Origin of the sequence: Hydrogenoanaerobacterium saccharovorans (assembly GCF_016901815.1) — a bacterium.
Lineage (GTDB): Bacteria > Bacillota > Clostridia > Oscillospirales > Ruminococcaceae > Avimicrobium > Avimicrobium caecorum.
Map to the genome: position 1 here is coordinate 144,032 of NZ_JACSNR010000004.1, position 22,491 is coordinate 166,522.

Annotated in this window: 19 protein-coding genes, 1 tRNA gene and 2 other RNA genes; 1 reads left to right on the forward strand and 21 read right to left on the reverse strand. The window is 56.6% G+C overall.

The genetic code is table 11. From position 1 onward, the window contains the following. Positions 1 to 16 precede the first annotated feature (16 nt). The 19 genes from H9X81_RS05340 to H9X81_RS05430 all read right to left on the reverse strand — a co-directional run bounded on the left by H9X81_RS05340 (position 17) and on the right by H9X81_RS05430 (position 19,584). Positions 17 to 679: a PilZ domain-containing protein gene (locus H9X81_RS05340; RefSeq protein WP_204720372.1), complete on the reverse strand. Its 663-nt coding sequence runs from the start codon at positions 677 to 679 to the stop codon at positions 17 to 19. A 26-nt stretch (positions 680 to 705) separates the two neighbouring features. Continuing rightward, the gene (locus tag H9X81_RS11955) at positions 706 to 1,029 is read right to left on the reverse strand and encodes an EAL domain-containing protein (RefSeq protein WP_275951258.1); all 324 of its coding nucleotides are present in this window, start codon (positions 1,027 to 1,029) and stop codon (positions 706 to 708) included. Continuing rightward, positions 912 to 3,779 (reverse strand): diguanylate cyclase domain-containing protein, encoded by a 2,868-nt coding sequence (locus H9X81_RS05350; protein WP_204720376.1) that lies wholly within the window; start codon positions 3,777 to 3,779, stop codon positions 912 to 914. The genes H9X81_RS11955 and H9X81_RS05350 overlap by 118 nt, the downstream gene beginning before the upstream one ends. 512 nt (positions 3,780 to 4,291) lie before the next feature. After that, a complete protein-coding gene (locus tag H9X81_RS05355; protein ID WP_204720378.1) occupies positions 4,292 to 5,893 on the reverse strand; it encodes an Imm5 family immunity protein in 1,602 nt (533 codons plus the stop codon). A gap of 201 nt (positions 5,894 to 6,094) precedes the next feature. Next, positions 6,095 to 7,255: a serine hydrolase domain-containing protein gene (locus H9X81_RS05360; RefSeq protein ID WP_204720380.1), complete on the reverse strand. Its 1,161-nt coding sequence runs from the start codon at positions 7,253 to 7,255 to the stop codon at positions 6,095 to 6,097. A 167-nt stretch (positions 7,256 to 7,422) separates the two neighbouring features. Continuing rightward, entirely contained in the window at positions 7,423 to 7,905 is a 483-nt protein-coding gene (locus H9X81_RS05365; protein WP_204720382.1) for a flavodoxin, read from the reverse strand. 355 nt (positions 7,906 to 8,260) lie between these two features. Then, positions 8,261 to 8,610: a transfer-messenger RNA gene (gene ssrA, locus H9X81_RS05370) on the reverse strand. A gap of 7 nt (positions 8,611 to 8,617) precedes the next feature. Further along, the gene (smpB, locus tag H9X81_RS05375) at positions 8,618 to 9,088 is read right to left on the reverse strand and encodes an SsrA-binding protein SmpB (protein WP_204720384.1); all 471 of its coding nucleotides are present in this window, start codon (positions 9,086 to 9,088) and stop codon (positions 8,618 to 8,620) included. A gap of 100 nt (positions 9,089 to 9,188) precedes the next feature. Then, positions 9,189 to 9,767 (reverse strand): rubrerythrin family protein, encoded by a 579-nt coding sequence (locus H9X81_RS05380; protein ID WP_204720386.1) that lies wholly within the window; start codon positions 9,765 to 9,767, stop codon positions 9,189 to 9,191. 153 nt (positions 9,768 to 9,920) lie between these two features. Beyond that, entirely contained in the window at positions 9,921 to 10,334 is a 414-nt protein-coding gene (locus tag H9X81_RS05385; protein ID WP_204720388.1) for a GtrA family protein, read from the reverse strand. 89 nt (positions 10,335 to 10,423) lie between these two features. Beyond that, positions 10,424 to 11,023, reverse strand: coding sequence for a recombination mediator RecR (recR, locus tag H9X81_RS05390; RefSeq protein ID WP_191392822.1), 600 nt, complete (start codon positions 11,021 to 11,023; stop codon positions 10,424 to 10,426). Between the two features lie 12 nt (positions 11,024 to 11,035). After that, entirely contained in the window at positions 11,036 to 11,383 is a 348-nt protein-coding gene (locus H9X81_RS05395) for a YbaB/EbfC family nucleoid-associated protein (RefSeq protein ID WP_191392823.1), read from the reverse strand. Between the two features lie 33 nt (positions 11,384 to 11,416). Continuing rightward, on the reverse strand, positions 11,417 to 13,042 hold the full coding sequence (gene dnaX / locus H9X81_RS05400; protein WP_204720390.1) for a DNA polymerase III subunit gamma/tau: 1,626 nt from the start codon (positions 13,040 to 13,042) through the stop codon (positions 11,417 to 11,419). 67 nt (positions 13,043 to 13,109) lie between these two features. Then, an RNA gene (ffs, locus tag H9X81_RS05405) (signal recognition particle sRNA small type) lies at positions 13,110 to 13,207 on the reverse strand. Between the two features lie 109 nt (positions 13,208 to 13,316). Further along, positions 13,317 to 13,577 carry a heavy-metal-associated domain-containing protein gene (locus H9X81_RS05410; RefSeq protein WP_177503182.1) on the reverse strand — a complete coding sequence of 87 codons (261 nt, stop codon included), beginning with the start codon at positions 13,575 to 13,577 and terminating at the stop codon, positions 13,317 to 13,319. Positions 13,578 to 13,590: 13 nt separating this feature from the next. Next, the gene (locus H9X81_RS05415) at positions 13,591 to 15,201 is read right to left on the reverse strand and encodes a peptidoglycan D,D-transpeptidase FtsI family protein (RefSeq protein WP_204720392.1); all 1,611 of its coding nucleotides are present in this window, start codon (positions 15,199 to 15,201) and stop codon (positions 13,591 to 13,593) included. A gap of 113 nt (positions 15,202 to 15,314) precedes the next feature. Continuing rightward, positions 15,315 to 16,991 (reverse strand): protein kinase domain-containing protein, encoded by a 1,677-nt coding sequence (locus H9X81_RS05420; protein ID WP_204720394.1) that lies wholly within the window; start codon positions 16,989 to 16,991, stop codon positions 15,315 to 15,317. A gap of 234 nt (positions 16,992 to 17,225) precedes the next feature. Then, on the reverse strand, positions 17,226 to 18,470 hold the full coding sequence (locus tag H9X81_RS05425) for an MFS transporter (RefSeq protein ID WP_191392828.1): 1,245 nt from the start codon (positions 18,468 to 18,470) through the stop codon (positions 17,226 to 17,228). A 166-nt stretch (positions 18,471 to 18,636) separates the two neighbouring features. Continuing rightward, on the reverse strand, positions 18,637 to 19,584 hold the full coding sequence (locus tag H9X81_RS05430; RefSeq protein WP_204720396.1) for a biotin--[acetyl-CoA-carboxylase] ligase: 948 nt from the start codon (positions 19,582 to 19,584) through the stop codon (positions 18,637 to 18,639). A 197-nt stretch (positions 19,585 to 19,781) separates the two neighbouring features. Between H9X81_RS05430 and H9X81_RS05435 the strand changes: the two genes are divergently transcribed. Continuing rightward, a tRNA-Pro gene (locus H9X81_RS05435) sits at positions 19,782 to 19,858 on the forward strand. Between the two features lie 221 nt (positions 19,859 to 20,079). Here H9X81_RS05435 and H9X81_RS05440 read toward each other — a convergent pair. Beyond that, on the reverse strand, positions 20,080 to 21,756 hold the full coding sequence (locus tag H9X81_RS05440) for a sensor histidine kinase (protein WP_204720398.1): 1,677 nt from the start codon (positions 21,754 to 21,756) through the stop codon (positions 20,080 to 20,082). 8 nt (positions 21,757 to 21,764) lie between these two features. Further along, positions 21,765 to 22,433: a response regulator transcription factor gene (locus tag H9X81_RS05445; protein WP_204720400.1), complete on the reverse strand. Its 669-nt coding sequence runs from the start codon at positions 22,431 to 22,433 to the stop codon at positions 21,765 to 21,767. Between the last annotated feature and the right edge of the window lie 58 nt (positions 22,434 to 22,491).

Genomic DNA, 22,491 nt, shown 5'->3' on the forward strand with positions numbered 1-22,491 from the left:
ATTTTTCTCTTTGCAGTCAGAACTTAGGGTTGCGCTGTTTATACATCTCTGCGGCCTGCAGAGCAAACATGTCCTGATACAGCCGGTTCTCTTCCTCCTGGGTCAGCTCCACGAACTGACAGCCATAGAAGTATCCGCCCTCTGTCAGGCCGCGCATCCGCACCACCTTGCATTTGACGGTATGCTCCGGCCCACGCACCCGGAACCGCTGCCGGGTCAGCTCCAGAATGTCGCCGATCTGGAACAGTCCCGGGCTCTGCAGAGCGATGCCCGTGGCGCTGACATTGAGGATGGTACAGGGCACCTCCCTGGGCTCCTCATTGACCTTGGAAAGTGCTGCCGGACGCATGATATTCTGCCGGTAATTGTCCCGGGCCTCCTCCTTGATGACCGCCTGTACAGCCTGGATCATCAGGAACAGGCTCATGGATTTGACAACCTTGCCTTCGATCAGGATCAGTTCGCCTTTATTCTGGGTCAGCTTGATGAAGAGCTTGACTGTCGAGCCTTCCGGCGCGCTGTTCCGGGGAATCAGCCGCCGTTCGTAATCCACCAGCCGGATCATATCTGTTTCTGGATCATAATGGGTGATCCTGCCCACAAACAAAAACTGATTATCTTTTGTCAGAACGGTGCAGCGCAAATCCACCGCACATTCGATAAAATCCTTCATTGTCATAGTATCACCCCCGAGTCTGCCTGGAATCACAAACCAGCGGAACCTGCGCCGCTTTCTGATGCCAGCAGTCTGTATACATCATCGAGTTCCATGGGCTTGTGGTAATAATAGCCCTGGATCAGATCACAGCCCGATTCCCGGATCAGGGTGTTTTCCTCAGCGGTTTCCACGCCCTCCATGCACACCATCTTTCCAAACCGGTGACAGGCATATACAATACTGGATATGAAATTCATCTTATCAGCCGATTCCACCATTTCACCCAGCAGGGAACGATCCAGCTTGATGATGTTGGTGGGATACTGAAGCAGCATCCGGAGTGAAGAATAGCCGCTGCCGAAATCGTCCAGTGCAATGCGGATGCCCAGCTTCCGGCAGACTGTGACAAAGTGCAGCAGTATTCCGGCTTCTCGTCCATGCAGCTCTCGGTCATTTCCGCCACCAGATGGCAGCCGTCCACCTGATACTTCCCGAGGGTCTCCTCCATGAAGTCCAGGAAATGGGAATCGGACAGCTGATAGAGGCTCACATTGAAACTGAGATAGAAATCGGGATCGTAGGACACCAGCCGCATGCAGGCACAGACAGCCTGTTCAAACACCCAGCGGCCTGCCAGATGGATCATATTGTCCTTTTCCAGCATGGGGACAAAGACTGCCGGTGAAACATCCTTGCCGCCGAATTTCCAGCGCAGCAATACTTCGCCGCCGATGGCCCGTCCGTTCAGTGTGGAAACGATGGGCTGGATCACAATACGGAAGTTCTCCATCCCGCACAGCACATCCCGGCTGAGAGCCAGCGCCATATTGGACATATACTTTACACGCTCGATGTTGCTTTCCGAATAGCCGGCATAGAGCTGCTTGGTATCATGCTTGGCAACACGGATCAGCGAAACCAGCTGTCCCAGGAAGTCAGCCGGCATCAGGTTGGACTGCGGGTACTCCATCACCGCAAAGGAGCAGGTGTGCTGCAGGGAAATCCCCATGAGATGGTACCAGCTGTCCACAATGGCACGGATCTGTTCCACCAGTTCTTCCCGGCTCTCGGTACAGCCGGCATCCAGGATCGCTGCGCAGCGCATTCCCTCCAGACGGTAGAAGGACATCTTATCCGACAGCTTTTCCATCAGATCTGTGGCAATATTCTCGACCAGATGGTCGCTGTATGTACGGCCCCGGGTGCTGTTGATCTCCGCGATGCTGTTGAAGCTGAATCCAATCGCCAGCGCAGTGCTCTTCTTCCCCTTCACCTCGTCCAGATAGCTCAGCAGAGCCTGTTCCCGTGGGAAGTTGGTGACCGGGTCAATGACAAACGCATCATCCTGATGGCTCACACGGCCCGAGAAGAACAGCGGCAGGGTCTTATCCTCGTTCCACTTGAGGATACCATAGCACCGCACCCACATGGATTTACCGTTGGTGTCCCGCACCTGGTACCGCAGGTCGTGGATGGAACGCTTCTCCTTGATCATGGAGTCCAGCTCCTCCCAGTACATATCACGGTACTTCACTGAAGTGATCCGCTGCGCCCAGGCCTGGAGCAGCCCCGGTACGATGTTGCTCTGGAATCCGAACTCGTCCCGCATATTGTCGGATACATAGAAGATATTCTTCTGCATATCGCCAAAATAGAAATAGGCGGTTGTATTCTGCTGGGAAATGGAGCGGAATACCATTTCCGCATCATAATAGGTCGTATGCAGGAAGTTGTAGAACAGGCTGTCGCCGTCATGGGCCAACACCGGAACCCGGTCTGCTTCCCGGCGGCGTTCCACTCCCGGCAGCATCCGGTTCGCCGCGTAATAGTCCCGCTTGTCCTGGTACATGACCTTGTCTGCCCGGGAAATCATTGCCTCCACGCTGAACGGCTGCTCCCCGCACCAGGCATAACCCACAGCAATGTGCTGCTTGGATTTATGGACTGCCGCATGCAGGTCCGATACCTTGGTCCAGAACGCCTCCTGCTCAATATCCGGGAATACCGCCACAAATTCATCTCCGCCGGTCCGGTAGACCCAGGGGGTGTCCAGCTCATTCCGGATCAGCTGATAACTGTGCCGGATCAGCAGATCGCCTGCGTCATGTCCCATCGAATCATTGACCTGCTTGAGGCCGGTAATATCGCAGTATACCACGCCCATGGTCTTGCACTTGTCCGCAAAGGTATTGTGCTCAAAGAGCGCATTGCGATTGTAGGCGCCGGTGAGCGGGTCATGGAAGCTGAGTGTATTCAGATGCTTGAGCAGATCCCTGCGCTGCAGCAGTGAGATCACAAAATAACCGATCATTTTGAGCAGCGAAGCGATCAGCCCCATCATATCCGGGTCCGGATTGTCCACGCCGAAGAAGCCCACCAGCTTGCCATCCGAAAGGATCGGTCCGGCAGCCAACCGCTCGATCTTCTGCGGCTTGAGCACTGCATAGGCAGCGGGATACTCGGTCCGGATCTCCTCCAGATCCCTGATCATCACCAGTTCATTCTTCTCAAAGAGGTCGATCCACCAGCTGATGAACGAAATCGGAAGGTTCTGCAGGATCTCCTGCTGCGGCGCCGCAGACGGATCGCACCATTCATAGGTATTGTTGGCAGAATCGCCGTCGAGCTCAAAGATATAGACACGGTCACAGCTGAAGGTCCGTCCCACATAGGAGAGGATCTGTCCCAGAGCCGCCTCCGGACTGGCGTCCGAAAAGGCCTGCTGCAGACATCCATTCAGGATGCTTTCACTCCGGGCATAGTAATAGGGAGTCTGGCAGACGACCTCCGAATCCACATCAATGGCAATCTCAATGCGATACTTTCTGTCGTCGTAATAAAATACACTGTCCTTTATAAGAAAGCGCTTGTTCATTACCGGATTGATATGCGTCCAGGAATGGAAATGATTGGGTTCCAGTATATGATTGGTACAGAATGAACAAGGCTGGTCATATCCCTGCAGCACTTTATAGCACATCTGACCCTGGTACTGTGCATGGTTTTCAAATCCCAGAGCATTCCGCAGATGCCGGTTCATATACACGAGCTCATTGGTTTCCATATCCGAGATATAGACCATCTCGTCCAGGTCCTCAAAAAAATTCAGTAAATATTCCATCTATCCGTCCTCTTTCCAAACAGCTTTGCAATTCCTTGATCCTCAAAATATCTGTACGACTTGCACACAATTTTACTGTGTGTAATTGCTGAATATTGATTATATTTTATTATATCATTGAACTTTTCCTTTTGACAAGACAAAATTCATAAATACATCTAAGCAAAATTTTAGGATTATAGACATCTCCACAATGCGCTGCCGAAAATATAGTACAAAAACGCCAAAAAAGTACGCAGATAAGCCATTTTTTGCGCCATGATCCATCGGCGGTGCATACAGAAATTCATTCCGGATTTACAGCCTCGGAAGCACGCCAAAACAGCAAAAGCTTATCTCCGGGTACAGAAAAACGCTTCCCCGGCAAAATCCAGGGAAGCGTTCGACAGATTTCGACTAAAAATTCACAAATTCTGCATATCTATTCGTGCCGGATCGGTGGTTTCCTGCACCGCCGGACAGGGCTGGACCTTCTCCGGAACAGAACCGCAGACAGCTTTTGGCGGATGCACTTACACACGCCGGGGAATGGGCAGAAGGTCACAGAGCAGGCCGTTATCCCGCAGTTTCTTCTGTGCAGCCAGTGCCTGGGGTCGGGTCAGCCCCGAAAGCCGGCTGCGCAGCTCCTCCCAGGGCATCCGCACAACCTCCCGGTCAGAACAGCCCAGAACCTCGCCCAAAGCCGCACTCTGGTTCTCATGGAGCAGCTTGGCTTTGACCGCTGCCTCCGCATTCCGGTCAAACCGCACCATAAACCGGGACCGGAGGATCACACGGGTCAGGGCACCGTTTTCGTCCCGCTCACAGCGCACCCAGTGGCGGTCCATGGTCAGCAGAAGCGTGCCATCCTCCTCCGTCTGCACCCGGTCCGGATAACAACGGCAGTACTCCTCCAGGGTGTGATTCTGAAAATAGACATGGGGCCCAAAGGCGGCCAGATCGATCTCCATCTCCTCCATCTCCGGATCGATCCAGCGGATTCCCTGAATGTCGGGAGGAATGATCTGGCAGTGATGATAATCGGTCTGCTCATTGAGGCTGGTAAAGGCTTCCCCTATATTGTAGGAATTGACCCTCCGGCGTTTCAGCTCCTCCAGGAATTCCTTCGGGCGTCCGGGTACTGCCAGATAGCGCTTCCAGGCTGCCTTGACATTGATGGATTCCTCCTCGATGATCCGACAGTTGGCATCCGGATGATTAGGGTAGCTCAGCCATGGGATTTTTACCAAGAGCCGGATTGCCGGGCCATTGTTCGGGAACGCATCATCCAGGTAGTTGCCGCCGTACCAGAACTTTGGCTGGGTGATCTCAGCGCCGCACTCCGGACATCTTGCTTTCATGGAGCGCTTGACAGTCCAGATCACATAGCAGTGATCCCGTGCCTGCCAGGCACAGTACAGTAATTCCCCCAGCCCCATATATCGGACAAAGTCCTCCAGATCGGCCTGTTCCGGCACCGGTCGGGGTGGCTCCTGCTGTTCCTGGAAACGGCGGATCTCCTTTTTAGGGAAGCGATACCCCTCTTCCCCCAGCAGTGCTGCCGCCTGTTCCAGATACCAGGCCCAGAACTTCATTTCTTCCACACGCTGTTTTCCGGTGCTGGCGTCCTCGTCCCGGCCCGCCCAGGCTACTGCCGCACACCAGGCAGCGTCCCAGTCGTAGAAATCGAGGTCTTCCTCCCTGCACCCGATGTGGTCAGGGCTCAGCAGCGGCTCATCATAGAGGGCAGTCACTGCCCCGTTCCAGGCTGCCAGCGCCGCCAGCGGAGCATTGCTGTACCGCTCCTCATCTATCAGGGACATGAAGTCGGTTTTCGACAGAAGCTGATCCAGCTCTTCTGCTGTGTATTTTCCCTCCAGATAGGCACTGATCTTCCGCAGCAGAGCCTGGGGACGCTTATCCTCGGCATCATAGGCGTTCCATACTCTGGATACCTTTTTCCCGCAGGCCAGAGCGAGCTGTGCCCGCTTTCTCACCGCCTCGGTGAGCGGCCCGGGGTGCTGTTCGTTCACCTCTGCCGGGCCCAGAGCCAGCCAGAGCTGCTGCCGGGCCGCAACACTCAGGCTCCCGGTCTCGGAAATCTCCTTTTGGGCTTTTTCTATGATGGTCAGCATACCTTTCCCCCTTCATAATCCACTGGCTTTGCGTCCGGCTTCCGGCTCTCTGCTATAAGAAAAGTATAGCATATCCCCCTCTCATTTTCCACGGCTTCTCCGCACTCTCCTTTTCTGAGAACAGGCGCAAAAAGGCGCCCTGCCGGACGCCTTCTGCTGTTTGATATTTGCGAAGTAAGTGCGGGATTCTCTTTTGCCATACTATGCCCCCATATAGGCATTGAGGACATAGTCGGTGAAGTAGGCGCGGGGCGTGTAGGAGCTCTGACAGCTGCTGGTGATGACCGTCACCAGCTGAAGCTCCGGCACCACATAGATAAACTGCCCTGCATGCCCGAACGCGAAATAGGTGTCATAACTGGCTGCCGGATAGGGTGTGGCGTAGGTTCCATATTCCCCTGCGGTATGGGTGCGCACCCACCACTGGTAGCCATAGGCCCCTGTGGCATCGCCAGGCCCGCCATTCTGCCGGGAAGTGGACTCCTCCACCCAGTCTGCGGGAACCAGCTGCTGCCCATTCCATGTGCCGCCGTTCAGATAAAGCTGCCCGAATCTGGCAGCATCCCGGGAGGTGATGACAAGTCCATTGCCTCCATCGGCAATCCCCTGCGGATCGGTGTTCCAATAGGCCTCCTCGCTGATTCCCATGGGGTCAAACAGGCGGGTGCGGCAATACTCCTCCTGGGTCATGCCGGTGGCTGACTGCAATACTGCCGAGAGCAGATGGGTATTGCCAGTGCTGTAATTAAAGACTGTTCCGGGATCGTGAATCAGGGCCCGACTCAGAATATAGTCCACCCAGTTATCCGCAGAGCGGAACTCGGTCCAGTTGCTGTACCCGCTGCCCCATTCATACCATTCCAGGCCGGAAGTCTGGGTCAGCAGATGCCGCAGCGTCAGGTCGTGCTTCCGGGTATCCTCCTGTTCCAGCACCTCCGGGAGATAATCAGAGACCCGGTCATCCACCCCGCCGATGTATCCCTCGTCGATTGCAATGCCGATCAGCGCCCCGGTAAAGGATTTGGAGGCCGAGTACAGCTCAAAAAGACTGTTCTCATCGTAGCCGTCCCCATAGTACTCGTCGATGATGACCCCATCCTTGACAGTTACCATCGTATGGATGCCGCTGCCGGGCAATGCCTGATGCAGGGCCTCGAACACCTCCGGGTCCATCTGATGGTTCTCCGGGGAATCGAACTGCCAGCTGTTATCCTGCTCCGGGGCCTCCAAAGCCGCTTGAACAGACGATTCCTCCAGGCTCTGTGCGGTGGACTCCGGCTCAGATCCAGACTGAGCGGTGCCACAGGCGGTCAGGGAGAGCATCAGCGCCAAAATCATAAGGAACGGCAGGAACTTTTTCATGGGCAAAACTCCTTGTTATCTTAAAACACCGCCAGAGGCCAGTCTGTCATATAGTTCATGGCGGCGGAAAGCGGATGTCTTCTGACCTTTGGAAATCGGCTCTTCCAGGCAGTAGACCGCCGAAAAAACTATTCCCCAGGTACCAAAAATGGCTGTACTTCGTCTGCTCAGATTCCAAGCTCCGAGAGCCATTCCCGGATCGCAGATTCCTGGAGCCTGCCATTCAGAAGGCGCCCCTCCCGGATCACTGCCGAGGAAGCCACACTGCGCTTCAGATCCTGTGCTGTATTGCCGAATCCGCTGCCGCCCGAAGTGGCAAACAGGATGATGGTCTTTCCTGCGAAATCGTGGCTTTCCAGGAATGTGTTGATAATCGTGGGCGCTGTATACCACCAGATCGGGAAGCACAGCAGCACGGTGTCATACTCCTGGAGATTCACCGGATGATCTGCCAGAGCGGGACGGGAGTTCTTATCCCGCATTTCCCGGGAACTGCGGGAGTTTTTATCCCGCCAGTTGAGATCCGCCGCAGTATAGGGCTCTGCCGGGCAGATCTCATAGAGGTCTGCTCCTGCGGTTCTGGCTATCAGTTCAGCTGCGTTCCGGGTCACGCCGCTGGCACTGAAATATGCAACCAATGTCTTTGCCATGGTTCATCATTCTCCTTTCACTCACGCAAAACCCTGAGCCTTTTAGAGCTCATTTTCTCTTCAATCAACAGTATATCGCAGTCAGAATTATATGTCGAATACCTATTCTTCATTATAAATCATGCCTTTTGAGCATGATAAAAAGTGCTGTACCAAAAGGCTGGCATCTTAAACCTCCTCCCCGCTATGGAGCAGAATCATCATCTTTAATGCCTCACACACAGAATCGGCTCATACAAGTTATTCGCCAGTGCACACTGTAAAAATCACCCTCTCAGATGCTTTTAGGGTAGCGACATGTATAAGCACAAAGAAAAAGAGCCTGGAACGCGACATGCGTCCAGACTCAGTCTGGTGGTGGAGGCGGGGGGAATTGAACCCCCGTCCGAAAACACTTCCACGCAGGTATCTCCGAGTGCAGTTTGTCTTTTAGGATTCCCCTCACGCACCGCCGGCAAACAGGCTATGCGCTACGGTATCCTCTGATACACCAGCAGCCCCAAGGAAAAAGCTGAAGGCGTTCACCACTAATCGACGCCCGATCCGGACCCGTGGTCCTGTCCGGTCAGACGGCTGCGTTTAGTTACGCAGCAAGTGCTACTCTATTATCGTTAGCGTTTAATTTTAATTTCGGGGTGATGAAGGAGTCCCGCCTCCTACTCGCTGCCCGCACTTCTGCATCCCCGTCGAAGCCTTTACGCCCCCAGGTAAATCAGGACCGTGTGCGCTGTTTCATCGCACGGTCGATGGTGCGCTGAGCATCCCGTTTGGCTGCATCTGCCCGCTTATCGTAAAGTTTCTTACCCTTACACAGGCCCACCTTTACCTTGACGCGCGATCCCTTGAAATACAGGGAGAGCGGAATCAGAGTATAGCCGTCCCGTTTGAGCAGACCCAACAGACGATGGATCTCAGACTTGTGCATCAGCAGACGCCGTACCCGAAGCGGGTCCCGGTTGAAGATGTTGCCATGTTCATAGGGACTGATATGCAGCTGCTTGATGAAGATCTCTCCATCTTCAATGCTGCACCAGCTGTCCTTCATATTGACAGTTCCGGCCCGCAGGCTCTTCACCTCGGTACCATACAGCTCAATCCCCGCTTCATAGGTCTCTTCCACAAAGTACTCATGGCGCACCTGGCGGTTCTCACTGATGGTTTTGAATGATGTCTTTTCCGCCATGCTCCTGCCTCCTCTGTGTTTTTTGCTGATACCTTATCAGTATACCACAAATTTCAGATTCGTCAATGCCGGTTCCTGTCGCACACAGTCCTGATGGAACTCAGTCCTCCATTTCCTTCTGGATGGTGGTGGACTCAAACGATCCGATTGCCTGACATACCGGGCAGACATCCGGACGATGCTCATAAGTGGCGCCGCAGAACATGCAGCGGTAACCCGATACAGTCACCATGTGCTTGCCACCGGAGTTCTTGGGCGCAGCTTCCGGCTTGGAAGTATCCACAGACGGATTGTGCAGCTTTGCCAGTGCCATCAGGAAGCGTCCCTCATGGTCGCGCTCGATCTTGGTGATCTCATCAAACAGCTTGCCAATGGCTTCAAAACCCTCTTCCCGGGCAATCCGGGCAAACTCCGGATACATCCGGCTCCACTCGCCATATTCGCCGTCTACGGCTTCCCGCAGGTTCTCAGCTGTGCCGCCTACGCCCTTCAGGTAGTGATAGAGCAGCTTGCCATGCATTCCCTCATTCTGTGCCATCTTTTCAAACAGCTCAGCTATTTCCGGATGGTTCTCCTGCTTGGCCTTCTCTGCAAAAAACAGATACTTGTTCCGTGCCATCGATTCCCCGCTGAAAGCATTGAGCAGATTCTGTTCGGTCCGCGATCCCTTGAGTTCCATTGTACATCCTACTTAAAACAGTAACAATTATCGTTACTATTATTATGTTCCTCAGATTCTGGAAAATCAAGTATTATTTATAATTTAACAAGCGGACACACAATGATATAATAAAACAGACGGCTCTGGATTCGGGCCGCCTGTTTTTTGAAACTATGCGCGGCTGCGGAAAACCAGCAGCCGGTTGAGCACAAATCCCAGCACCATGGTCAGGGCAGTGGTGCAGAGCTTGCTGAGGATCGTCCCGAAGCCCATCTGTGTGGTGAGCACCCACATGGACAGTACGCTGACTCCCAGCACACAGAGATTTACTCCGATGAACCACAGCATTTCCCGTCCGAAGAACCGGTTCCGGGTCTGGAAGGTCCAGCGGCGGTTGATACAGTAGCTGTTGAGAATCCCGGCACTGTAACTGATGACCTGGGAAGGGATCACCGGCCACTTCAGCGAACCGGTGAGCAGGAAAAAGACAATAAAATCCACCAGCGTATTGAGTCCGCCGGTAATACAGAACCGGACAAACCGGAACTGGAGCAGTTTTTTGATCAGACTGCGAAGCTGTTCCATTCAATCACACCTCTGTTTTGTCCATGAAAAAACCGGACCAGTCCTCAGGTACTGTCCGGTTTTCCGCTGCCGCAGCAGCTTATAAAGCCTCAGATCTCACTGCGTCCCTGCAGGGCACGGAACAGTGTGGTTTCATCTGCGTATTCCAGATTGCCGCCCACCGGGATTCCATAAGCCAGACGGCTTACCTTGATTCCCATGGGCTTGAGCAGCCGGGCTATGTACATGGCAGTGGCCTCTCCCTCCACAGTGGGATTGGTTGCCATGATCACTTCCCGCACTTCCCCTTCTGCCACACGGCGCAGCAGTTCCTTCAGAGCCAGCTGATCCGGTCCGATTCCATCCATGGGAGAAATCAGTCCACCCAGCACATGATAGACTCCTTTGTATTCCCGGGTGCGTTCAAATGCCAGCACATCCTGGGAGTTTTCCACCACACAGATGGTGGTATGATCCCGGCTCTCGTCCCGGCAGATGGGACACAGTTCCTCATCGGTCAGGTTCTGGCAGACCGCACACTTGTGGATCTTCTCCCGGGCTTCCAGAATACAGCGGGCAAAGTCTTCCGCACGCTCCTTGGGCATATTGAGTACATGAAACGCCAGCCGCTGGGCGGATTTGCGTCCGATACCCGGCAGGCGTTCAAAATGCTCGATCAGCTTCTGAAGCGGCGCTACCTGATATGCCATCCGCAGCTCCCCTTATACCAGGCCAGGAATGTTCAGACCGCCGGTAACCTTGTCCATTTCCTCAGCAGTCTTGGCTTCTACATTGCGCAGAGCCTCGTTCACAGCGCTGATTACCAGATCCTGCAGCATCTCCACATCCTCGGGATCTACTACCTCCGGCTTGATGGTGATGGCCTTGAGCTCCTTCTTACCGCTCATAACCACTTCCACAGCGCCGCCGCCAACCGATGCGGTGAACTCCATCTCATCGATCTCAGCCTGCTTCTTGGTGATGTCTTCCTGCATCTTCTGAGCCTGCTGGATCATGCTCTGCATATTATTGGGCATACCGCCAAAATTCTTCGGGATTCTTGCTTTCATGTTTGATTCCTCCAAAAAATTATCGTTGCGAAATTAGTCTATTTGAACCCTTTCCTGTGGAAGGTCAAGAGTTTCGATGAAAGTTGCCAGCGGGTCCTCTTCCTTCTTCTCCTGGACAGGCCGCCGGTAGGGACCAATGCTGCACCGGGTGCCGTTTACCTCCAGGAAGGCCTGCTTGATGCATTCCCGGGCATAATCGTTTTCCCGCATGAGCTTGAGGAAAAAGTCGTCCCGGCAGTCGATCAGCACATAGCCGCCCCGCCGATAGGCCGAAGAACCCACCAGTGCGCCTGCCAGTGCCGGATTTTTCTTCTCCAGATGGTCCAGCACCTCCCGCCAGTTGAGCACCTTCTGCTCCTCCGGAGCCGGCGCCTCTGCCTTGACAGCGGGCTTTTCCTTCGGGGCAGGCTGCTCCGGAACCGGCATGACATCCGGGAAATCCGGAATCTCCGGAAGTTCCGGTTCCTCCTGTACTGCCGTTCGGGCGGCAGTAGGGGTCTGCGGCAGGGTCACACCCGCCCGCAGTGCCGATTCCAGCTTTTCAATCCGGCTGAGCAGTGCGTCCGTCCGGGTGGAAAGCCGGGGGTCGCAGAGCTTGATCAGCGTCACTTCCAGTTCGGTGCGGCGCTCGGCACTCCGGGACATCCGTCCCAGCGCCTCCTGCAGCACCTCGATGGAATAGAGGATGCGCTCCATGGAATAGCGGTCCGACTGGGCCCGCAGCCGCTGAAGATCCAGCGATGGGGTATCCAGCAGCGGGGTCGGGTCCTGGACAGCCCGGGTGAGCATCAGGTCCCGGTAGTGACCGATGAGCTGCTCACACAGCCGGCTCTCATCCATGGATCGGCGGCTCAGCTCCCCGGCAATCGCCAGCGCCCGGGCGGTATCCCCGTCCGCCGCGGCATCTGCCAGGTCGTAGAGATGGCCTGTCCCCACGGTACCGGAGGCTTCCAGCACCGTATCCCGGGTAATCTCCCGGCTGTAAGAGGAACAGAGATCCAAGAGCGAAATGGCATCCCGCAGAGCTCCGTCCGACAGGCCGGCGATGAGTTCCGCCGCCTCCCGTGTGACGGTAAAGCCCTCTTTCCCGGCGATGTATTCCAGCCGGGAAGCGATGGCATCCCGGGGAATGCGGTAGAAATCGAACCGCTGACACCGGGAGAGGATGGTTGCCGGGATCTTGTGCACCTCGGTGGTAGCCAGAATGAATACCACATGAGCCGGGGGCTCCTCCATGATTTTGAGCAGGGCATTGAAAGCGCCTGTGGAGAGCATGTGGGCCTCGTCGATGATATAGACCCGGTATTTACCCACCGCCGGAGTGAAGTTGGCCTCGTCCCGGAGGTCCCGGATATTGTCCACGCCGTTGTTGCTGGCGGCATCGATCTCCAGGACATCCAGCACCGAGCCATCATCAATGCCCCGGCAGACTTCGCATTCCCCGCAGGGGTCCCCGTTCTGGGGATTCCTGCAGTTGAGCGCCTTGGCAAGGATCTTGGCACAGGTGGTCTTGCCGGTGCCCCGGCTTCCGGTAAACAGATAGGCATGGGCCGGATTGCCCGATGCTACTTCGCTCTGCAGTGTGTGGGTGATATGCTCCTGCCCGACCACATCCGCAAAGGTAGCGGGACGGTATTTCCGATACAGCGCAATATGCAAAGCTCCCTGCCCCCTTCTGTTCAGCTGGCTTCCAACCCTATAAGCAAAGCGTGCGCTTTGTCACACCGGCAGACAGGTTTGCTGCGGCACATCTTCGAACCGCTTAATGCTGCTCGGTTCCCCGCCTGACATGATTCACGGCCGTCAATCGCACAGGACCAATCTGCCAGCGTGGCAAAGCACACGCTCCATTGCCCTATTTTCTACAATTAGGCTTTCTTATTATACAATACCGCACCGAAGTTTTCAAGTATCCTGTCAAAAAAACTGCCGGTCAGTCCCGTCCGGACTCATCAGTGCAGCCGGTCACTTCATACCCGCTCTGGGCGATGGCCTGCTCCAGCACCGTGCGTGCCAGCCCGTGCGCCTGTATCCAGACCCGCCCCTGAAGCTCCGAGACCTCCGCCCCGGTCACGCCGGGCATAGCCCGCAGTTTCTCCTGGAGAGCACTGCTGTCCTGCCCCGATCCCGGTACCACCGTGAATCCATAGGTCTGCTCCGGTTCTTCCCGGTTCATCTCAGTTCTGTCCTGCATACTTCTCCTCCTGTTATCCATTCAGTTTTCCCAGCTCGGCAATACGGTCACAGATCTTGGCAAACACCGGCGCCGCATAGTCACCGCCGGACTCCATGCCCTCCGCCAGCACAGCAATGGCATACTGGGGCTCATCTGCCGGATAGAACCCCGCAAACCACGCCTGGACAATCTCCTCGCCGTTTTCATCATAGGTGCCGGTCTGGGCCGAGGCGGTCTTGCCGCCCGCTCCCAGCGCCTTGGGACGGGCCTTGGTGCCGCTGCCCTCCTCCACCACCTGGATCATCATCTGCTGCACCTGCAGCGCCGCCGACTCCCGGATCACCTGCCGGGGAGAATAGGTAGGGGTATATTCCGAGATGGTCTGTCCGTCCTCGGTGTAGCCGGCGATCAGCTTGGGGGTGACTGCCGCTCCGTCATTGGCGACTGTCGCCATGAGCTGGGCAATCTGCAGCGGTGTGGCGGTGAGGTAGCCCTGCCCGAACCCGAAGTTGGCGGTCTGACCCGGCACTGCCAGCTCCTCATAGGTGGGAAGCCGTCCGGCAGACGCTGTGATGCCGTCTGCCAGCTCCAGCGGCGACCCGAACCCGATGGCGGCTGCCTTGGCTGCCACCGACTCACCCCCGGTGAGCTGGATCAGCGATACAAAGTAGGGATTGCAGGATTTTTCCAGCGCCTGGGTCATATTGAGCAGCCCATGGCCCGCCAGGTTGTGGCAGTGGAAGATCACATCCTCCACCTGGATATAGCCGGGACAGTCATGGGTGTGGTCGGCGTAGCCCTGTTCAATGGCGGTGGCTGCCACCAGCACCTTGAAGGTGGAGCCAACGCTGTACGGAAGCAGTGCCCGGTTGATCAGCGGGCTGTCCGGGTCCTCCAGGGCTGCCGCCACATTGGTGGGATCGTAGGACGGCAGGCTTGCCATGGCCCGGATCTCCCCGGTGTGGACATCCAGCACCACCACCGCTCCCTTCTCAAAATACCGGGCCGCAGCCTGCTCCGCTGCCTGCTGGATCTCCCGGTCGATGGTGAGCACCACTCCCCCGCCGGCGCCGTAGTTCTCGTTCACCACCTCCGGCGCTGTGCTGGAAAGCGCCTGTCCCATGGTATCGGTGGCATACCGCACCGACAGACTGCCGCCGCAGCTGCGCAGGTACTCGTCAAAGGCCGCCTCCAGCCCGGTGACCCCCTTGCCTTCGCTGTCCAGATAGCCGATGAGGTGCACCGCTGTCTGTCCGGCGCTGACCCGGTCCTGTACCTCGAACACCTCCACCCCCGGCGCATAGACCTCCGGTGAGGTCACATCAATGACAAAGGGGGTCAGTCCGGCCAGCGCATGGGTCGCCGCCTCCCGGTCCTCCTCTGCCAGCACCGGGTACAGCGCCCCCGCCGCATCGGCTGAGGGCTCCACTGCTGCCACATAGCGGGTCTCCGAACCGGTCAGCGGCTTGAGATTGCAGTCATAGATCTGTCCCCGGCTCTGGTCCACCTCCAGCAGCCAGCTGCTCTGCCCACCCGCTACCGCCGCATAATAGGCGGACCGGGAGAGGACAAAGATCCGCAGCACCATCGCCATAAACAATAAAATCAGGGTGACAAACACCCCGGCACACCGCCGCTCCATCCGCACTCACCTCCAGATGCGCATTTTTTCGGAGATAGTATGGCTGAAACCGGCTCTTTTTATGCAAAAAGCGGGGTGTCCGAACCATTCGGACACCCCGCTTGTCAAGGCTGTCAGTCTTCTGTTTCTTCGTCGGTTTCACTGGGCTCCACACCGACATAGATCTGGACGGTGTCCTTGGTCTTGTCGATGGTCTGCCCTTCCACAACACTGGTTTTTCCCACAATTCCCGGGGCATATTCCTCCGTTTCAACCAGCTCGTAACGGATTCCCATATCCCCGAGAGTCTTGAGCGCAAAGTCCAGATTGCTTCCCACCAGTCCGGGCATCTTGACATTCTGCGGACCCCGGCTCACTGTGAGCAGCACATACCCCTTGTTGATCATCTTTACCCCGGCATCGGGCGCCTGACTGATGACAATCCCTTCGGGAATGGTGTCATCATAGACATATTTGACGCTGAACTGGAACAGATCGCTCCATTCGCTGTTGGTGGTGATGGTATCCACATAGCGCCCCACCAGAGACGGCACATAGTGCGGCTCCGGGAAGTCGATGACCTGCGGCTTGGAGAAGGACGGCAGATGAATGGGAGTGCCGATCAACGCGCTGACTCCCACTGCCGCGCCGCCGCAGCCCACCAGAAAGATCAGCACTGCCAGGGCCAGTTTCTTCCGGGACCAGCTCCGGGCGGGCTTCTTCTTGGCGGAGGTCTTGGGTTTCTCCGGCACTACCATGGTCTTTTCCGAATCGGACCGCACTGCCTTGCCCAGCACACGGGTCTGTTCGTCCAGAATCAGCGTTTCGTTGGCCTTGATGGAAAAGACTGAGGTATTCCCCTGCTGAGACTGCAGAATACCGGCAGAAAATTCCTCGATACTCTGGATGCGGTGCTCGCTCTCGGGACAGAGCGCCTTTTCAATGGTGGCTGCCATATTCCCCGGCAGGCCGGGCAGTTCCCGGAGACCCGGCAGGGGCGCCCCGGTCTGGCGTTCCCCGGCGGGAGGCAGGTACCGTCCGGTGAGCATGTGATAGGCCACCGCACCGATGCCATAAACATCGGTCCAGCTGCCCTGCCAGCGGTTGGCCTCATACTGTTCCGGCGCCGAGAAGCCGGGATACAGCTCGCATTCGATGCCGCTTCCCCGGGTGCGCAGGGACAGGGTGGAAAATCCGGTGATCCGGATGCGGGACTCCTCATCCACCAGGATATTGCGGGGACTGATGCCGCCGTGGATCAGCCCGCCCCGGTGGATAGGCGTCAGCGCGGAACACAGCTCCAGCATGATGCGCTTGGCTTCCATCACCGACAGCGCCCCGTTTTCCCGGACATACTGAGCCAGGGTGGGAAGGTCGTAGAGCTCACAGACCGCATAGGCCGTACCCTGCTCCAGGAAGATCTCCCGCACCTTCTGCAGCCCCGGCGAACCGGCTTCCGCCACAGCCTTGTACATATCCGTGAAGTCAAACATCAGGGACTTGAAGGCCAGCAGTGTTTCGTCCCCTACCAGCACTGAACCATCCGGCTGCCGGGCACAGAGATTCCCCGGAAAATACTCCCGGATCTCCACCCGGGTATTCTCCTGGTTATCATAGGCCAGATAGGTGATTCCCTCTCCGTTGTGGCTCAGCGCCTTGCCGATCTGATACCGACCAGCCAGGATATTCCCGATATTCCGGGCATGGGCACGGGTATTCTCCGCCGCCGCAATCTCCCGCTCCTCCCCGCAATAGGGACAGATGTTCTGATCGCTCAGATTCAGGCAGTATGGGCATCGCTGCTTCTCCACGCTTCCGGCCTCCTTTCCTCCGCGTCTGCCCTGTTCCGGACCCTTTGGGTCGGTCCAGGGCGCAAGTGTCTATTTTTAATCATACTATATTTATCGCACAGTTGCAAGATTTTTGCCCGCTTTCCAGCGTACTTTCTCTCTCGGAACAGTGCGCTGTTCCGGGCAAATTCCTGCATCGGGAAAACAAAAAGCCTCCGGAAGATTCATTCCGAAGGCTTATGCTTTGTGGAAAACTCAGTGAACTGCTTCTGCTGCCGGCTTCTTTCTGAACATTACCAGCAGGACAACGAAGTCCACACACAGGAGCGCGGCTGCCAGATACCAAGCCGGAACATAGCTGCCCTGGCTGTCAAAGATGGCAGCGGCAATGGGCGAACCCACAGCGGTACCCACCGAGTTGGCTACATTGACAATGCCGTAGATACTGCTGTAATCCCGGTTGCCGAACAGAGCGGTGGTGAGGATGGGATAGGCCACTGTGGTGAGGGCGCAGCCCACGCCGAACAGCACCAGGAACACACCGATGAAGGCCACGCCCGATGCAGCCATGCTCAGGATGCCGATACCGCCGATGACACAGGCCATGCAGATCAGGGTGCTGGTGCGGACACCGAGCTTGTCATACATACGGCCGGTGAGCAGCTTGCCCACAGCCATCAGACCCAGGCTGCAGGAGCTGACCATTGCCGACACCTCATAGCTGTAACCGATGTCGCTGACATAGGAAGCCAGCTGCTGTACCACCGATGCGCAGCAGCCGGTGATGATCATAACCGAGAGCAGCAGCAGCCAGAACCGGAGATCCCGGCGGGCTTCGGCATAGGTCATGCCGTAAACCTCCGACGCACCGCCCTGGGCACGACCGCCGTAGGGCTCAAGGCCCTTATCCTCCGGACGCACCCGGATCAGGAAGAAGGTGCAGGGGGCAACTGCTACGAACATCACGCCTGCCATGACCAGATAGGTCATACGCCAGCCTACGCTGCCCATCAGCGCGCTGATGATAGGGTTGAGGATAATGCCGCCGACACCGCTTCCCATGAAGACAAGACCCATGGCAAGGCCCTTCTTTTCCCGGAACCAGTTATTGACCAGCATGGAGCAGGGCACCTGGGCCAGCAGAGCCAGGAAAATACCCACAGCAATGGAGATGGCATAAAATACCACCGGAGTGCTTGCCATGGAATAGAGGGCATAGCTGGCACTCAGGCCGACTGTGGCAACCATCATGATCTTCTTGATGCTGACCCGACCGCTGAATACCTTGCCGGAGAAGAAGGACACAACCATCATGGCTGCGGAAATCATGGTGGAGTTCATGGAGAATGCCTGACGGGACATGCCCAGATCCTCGGTTACCGGCTTGATGAACAGACCAAAGCAGTTCATGATCAGACACAGTGCAAAGCACATGATCATAAAGCAGGAAACGACGATCACCCAGCCATAATGGAAGCCGGATGTTTTGGTGTTAGACATGGTGTGAATCTACCCTTTCTTTTATAAAGTCCAAAGGCAATCTTATCACGCAAGGGCAGAGCTTCGCAACCATCCCCCCCTCTTTTTTCTACAAATGTCTGAAAATTGAATGAAACGCACAAATTCAAATGAAGGCTTTCATGCATAACTGCCAACGATTTGTTCGCTACTCAAAGACGCGGATGCTCACTTCCCCGGTCTGCAGACGGATTTTCCGGCCCTGACAGTCCACCACAAGGGCAGCTTCCTCATCAATGGACTCCGCTGTTGCCTCGTAGGACTCCTGTCCCACCGGAAGCACCCGCACCAGTCTGCCCAGCAGAATGCTCCGCCGGCGGTATTCCGGCAGGAAACTGCGGCTCCTTACCAATTCCGGCAGGGTATCCCGCATCTCCCGCACCATGGCAGCTGCCACCTCATTGCGGCTGGCCCCCGGCATGAGATCCTCCCGCAGCGACCCTGCCATCTCCGCAGGCAGAAGTTCCGGCGGTGTGGCAAAGTTGATCCCGGTGCCGACAATGATGCCCGCAGGTTTGCCCTCCCGCACCACTGCCTCGGTGAGAATGCCGGAGATCTTCTTTCCCCTGCAGAACAGGTCATTGACCCATTTGATGCCGATCTCCGCCCGGGTAAAGCGCTCCAGAATCCCCGCAGTCACCACTGCCGCCGCCGGAGTCACCAGATGGGCGTTTTCCAGTGCCGCCGGCGTCGTGAGCAGCACGCTCACATAGATGCCCGTGCCGCTCGGGGATACAAACGAACGCCCCATCCGGCCCCGTCCGGCGGTCTGCTGGTCAGCAAGCGCCGCCGCTCCATGGGGCGCTCCCTGCTCAAACAGCTCCCGGGCCGCATCATTGGTGGAACCGATGGTATCGAAAACCTCCACAGGCCCCCCTGCCAGGGCTTCCAGCAGGCGACGGTCATAGCGCTGGGGCTCCCGGGGCAGACAGATGCCCAGCTCCGGCACCTGACGCAGCTCAGGATGGCTGCGGCGCAGAGAGTCCAGCTGTACCTCCAGCTCACTGCCGCTTATGCCCAGCTGCGCGGACAGCTGTTCCCGGTCATGCCAGCCACCATCGCTGAGAATTTCAAGGATCTGACTTTTTTTCTCCATGATTTGCTCCTTTCATTCATGCTCTGAACACAGTATAACAACCGATTTTTCCAGTGTCAAACCGGATTATATGGCAGAAGTTGGCTATTTTTGATAAATGTTTTCCAGATCAGCCTGTACAATTTGCTATATGGATAAAAATTTGAAATACCCCTTGCATTTTCTGAATACGGGTGCTATAATAGCTCTTGCAGTGGCTGGGTATGGCGCAGATTGGTAGCGCGCTACCTTGGGGTGGTAGAGGCCGTGGGTTCGAATCCCGCTACTCAGACCAGCTAAATCCCTCACATAGAGGGAGAAAAATCCGGAGAGATTCTCTCCGGATTTTTTCATATCCTGCCCCGTTTGCGGGCAAACAGAAACCCGGCAGCCAGGCGCATCGGCTGCCGGGTTTTCTTATAATAAGCGCTCCGCCCCCATAGGCAGAAACACAAAAACAGCCGCATGCATTCAGTCCTGCAGACGGCTGTTTTCTATAAAAGCTGAAACAGGAAATTACACAATCAGTTCCGGCGGGAAGGTCAGGGTCACAGAAGTGCCGACCCCTTCCCGGCTCTCCAGGCGGATCTCAATGCCCAGGGCTGCTGCCCCATGCTTGACAATGGACAGTCCCAGTCCGGTGCCGCCGATCTCCCGGGAGTGGCTCTTGTCCACCCGGTAGAACCGCTCAAATACACGCTGCTGGTCCTCATCGGGAATGCCGATGCCGGTATCCCGGATCTTCAGCATGACCTTCTGATCCTCCGACCGGGAGATCACAGCCTCTGCCTTGCCGCCCACACGGTTGTACTTGACGGCATTGTCGCAGAGATTGTAGATGATCTCCTCCAGCATCTTGCGGGAGGTATGCAGGCGCACTTCCTCACCGGTGACGGAGAAGGTCACTGCTCGGGCCTGGGCAGCCGGGGACAGACGATCCCGGATCTCCTCACAGAGTGCCCGGAGGTCCACATCCTCTGCCGCTGAGGCAAAGCTGCCGCCCTCATCCAGCTCGGACAGCTTGATGATGTCCCCTACCAGGGCGATCAGACGGCTGGCCTCATCATAGATGCGGGCCGAGAAGTCCACCACATCTTCCTGGGGGACTGTACCGGTCTTCATCAGCTCGGCAAAGCCGGAGATGGAGGTCAGCGGAGTTTTCAGTTCATGGGACACATTGGCGGTAAACTCCCGGCGGAGCTGTTCCCGCTGCTCCTGCTCGGTGATGTCCAGCAGGACAATGACAGCGCCGATAACCTCCTCGCCCTCATGGACCGGGTTGGCGATCAGGCTGTATGTTCTGCCGCCGATGGTCATGTGGCGCTGGGCATGACCGCCTGCCAGTGCCTCATCAATGGCGCCCCGGAACTCCTCGGAACGGTTGAGCTCCAGGACACTGCGGCCCACCTCGCCTTCCTTGACGCCCAGCAGGCGCAGAGCAGACGTATTATAGGTGAGCAGGTTGGTTGCCCGGTCAATGACCAGGAAGCCTTCGGACATATTCTCGGTGATCATGCGGAATTCCTCCCGCATTTTCACCGCGTCCTCCAGCTGGTGCTCAATGGTGGCACGCTGGTGCTCGATCCGCCGGAACAGCGGCGAGAGCTCATCATAGCCCTCCAGCACCGGCGAAGGGGAATCCAGGTCCATCTGGTTGAGCGGGCGCACAATCCCGGCAGAAACCCGGGACGCCGCAAAGGCCGACAGGATCAGCACAGCGATGATCACCACGAAAATGGGCTGCGCAAAGCTGAGCAGCACTGTAAAGGTCGAAGCCTGTACATCAGAAACACGCAGGATGTCGCCGCTGTCCAGACGCACAGCACAGTACACTGTCTTTTCGGTGAGGGTATCCGAATAGCGGACGCTCTCTCCCAGGCCGTATTTCCGGGCGGCAATCACCTCGTCCCGCTGGCTGTGGTTATCCATGGTATCCGGGTCTGATTCGCTGTCATACAGCACGGTGCCGTCTGCCCCGATGAGCGTGATGCGCTTGTCACCGGGGCTCAGCTCGGTGAGGTACTCTTCCCCGCTGATATTCACCGCATGGGCCAGATAATTGGCCTCGGTGCGGATCTCCTCCTTGAGCTGCCCGTCAAAGTACTGATACAGCATTCCCATAATCAGTGCCAGACTGGCAATGAATACCGCAAATGCCGTCAGGCAGACCGACCGGAATATTCTTTTATACATGGGCGGTTTCACCCTCCGATCTTATATCCGATGCCCTTGACTGTTTCAATACAGCTGCCGGCTTCTCCCAGTTTCTGGCGCAGCCGGCGGATATGTACATCCACAGTCCGGGTATCTCCGTCAAAATCATAGCCCCAGATGGTGCTGAGCAGAGTATCCCGGGTAAGTACCCGTCCATCTGCTTCCAGCAGCGCACAGAGCAGTTCATATTCCTTATAGGTCAGCGCCACATCCACACCGCCGGCCTGGACAATATGCCGTCCGGGCTGGACATACAGGCTGCCGATCCGCCAGGATTTTTCTTCGGTTTCCGGCCCGGTACGGCGCAGCACCGCCCGAATCCGGGAGATCAGCTCCATCATGCCGAAGGGCTTTGCAATATAGTCATCCGCACCGGAATCCAGTCCGGTCACCTTGTCAAACTCACTGCTGCGGGCGGTGAGCATGATCACCGGCAGACGCCGGGTATCCGAACGGCTCCGGAGCTTCCGCAGCACCGAAAGGCCATCCTCCTGGGGCAGCATGATGTCCAGCAGCACCAGCTGCGGAATCTGCCGTCCCACGGCTGCCCAGAATTCCGCCGGGGTCCCGAAGCCTTCCACACTGTATCCCTCCCGGGTCAATGCATAGTCCACCAGCTTGCGGATATTTGCGTCATCTTCCAATACATAGATCATGCCAGTATCACCTTCTTTTGTATCTTCCAGCTCTCATTATAGTGAAAATTAGCCCAAA

What these genes read in the sequence shown, in the direction of transcription:
- H9X81_RS05385 (WP_204720388.1), bottom strand. Translation starts at nt 10,334, where the DNA reads ATGGAACAGCTTCGCAGTCTGATCAAAAAACTGCTCCAGTTCCGGTTT.
- smpB (WP_204720384.1), bottom strand. Translation starts at nt 9,088, where the DNA reads ATGGCGGAAAAGACATCATTCAAAACCATCAGTGAGAACCGCCAGGTG.
- H9X81_RS05445 (WP_204720400.1), bottom strand. Translation starts at nt 22,433, where the DNA reads ATGATCTATGTATTGGAAGATGACGCAAATATCCGCAAGCTGGTGGAC.
- H9X81_RS05360 (WP_204720380.1), bottom strand. Translation starts at nt 7,255, where the DNA reads ATGAAAAAGTTCCTGCCGTTCCTTATGATTTTGGCGCTGATGCTCTCC.
- H9X81_RS05430 (WP_204720396.1), bottom strand. Translation starts at nt 19,584, where the DNA reads ATGGAGAAAAAAAGTCAGATCCTTGAAATTCTCAGCGATGGTGGCTGG.
- H9X81_RS05365 (WP_204720382.1), bottom strand. Translation starts at nt 7,905, where the DNA reads ATGGCAAAGACATTGGTTGCATATTTCAGTGCCAGCGGCGTGACCCGG.
- H9X81_RS05380 (WP_204720386.1), bottom strand. Translation starts at nt 9,767, where the DNA reads ATGGAACTCAAGGGATCGCGGACCGAACAGAATCTGCTCAATGCTTTC.
- H9X81_RS05410 (WP_177503182.1), bottom strand. Translation starts at nt 13,577, where the DNA reads ATGCAGGACAGAACTGAGATGAACCGGGAAGAACCGGAGCAGACCTAT.
- H9X81_RS05340 (WP_204720372.1), bottom strand. Translation starts at nt 679, where the DNA reads ATGACAATGAAGGATTTTATCGAATGTGCGGTGGATTTGCGCTGCACC.
- H9X81_RS05395 (WP_191392823.1), bottom strand. Translation starts at nt 11,383, where the DNA reads ATGAAAGCAAGAATCCCGAAGAATTTTGGCGGTATGCCCAATAATATG.
- H9X81_RS05425 (WP_191392828.1), bottom strand. Translation starts at nt 18,470, where the DNA reads ATGTCTAACACCAAAACATCCGGCTTCCATTATGGCTGGGTGATCGTC.
- H9X81_RS05355 (WP_204720378.1), bottom strand. Translation starts at nt 5,893, where the DNA reads ATGCTGACCATCATAGAAAAAGCCCAAAAGGAGATTTCCGAGACCGGG.
- H9X81_RS05440 (WP_204720398.1), bottom strand. Translation starts at nt 21,756, where the DNA reads ATGTATAAAAGAATATTCCGGTCGGTCTGCCTGACGGCATTTGCGGTA.
- recR (WP_191392822.1), bottom strand. Translation starts at nt 11,023, where the DNA reads ATGGCATATCAGGTAGCGCCGCTTCAGAAGCTGATCGAGCATTTTGAA.
- H9X81_RS05415 (WP_204720392.1), bottom strand. Translation starts at nt 15,201, where the DNA reads ATGGAGCGGCGGTGTGCCGGGGTGTTTGTCACCCTGATTTTATTGTTT.
- H9X81_RS05350 (WP_204720376.1), bottom strand. Translation starts at nt 3,779, where the DNA reads ATGGAATATTTACTGAATTTTTTTGAGGACCTGGACGAGATGGTCTAT.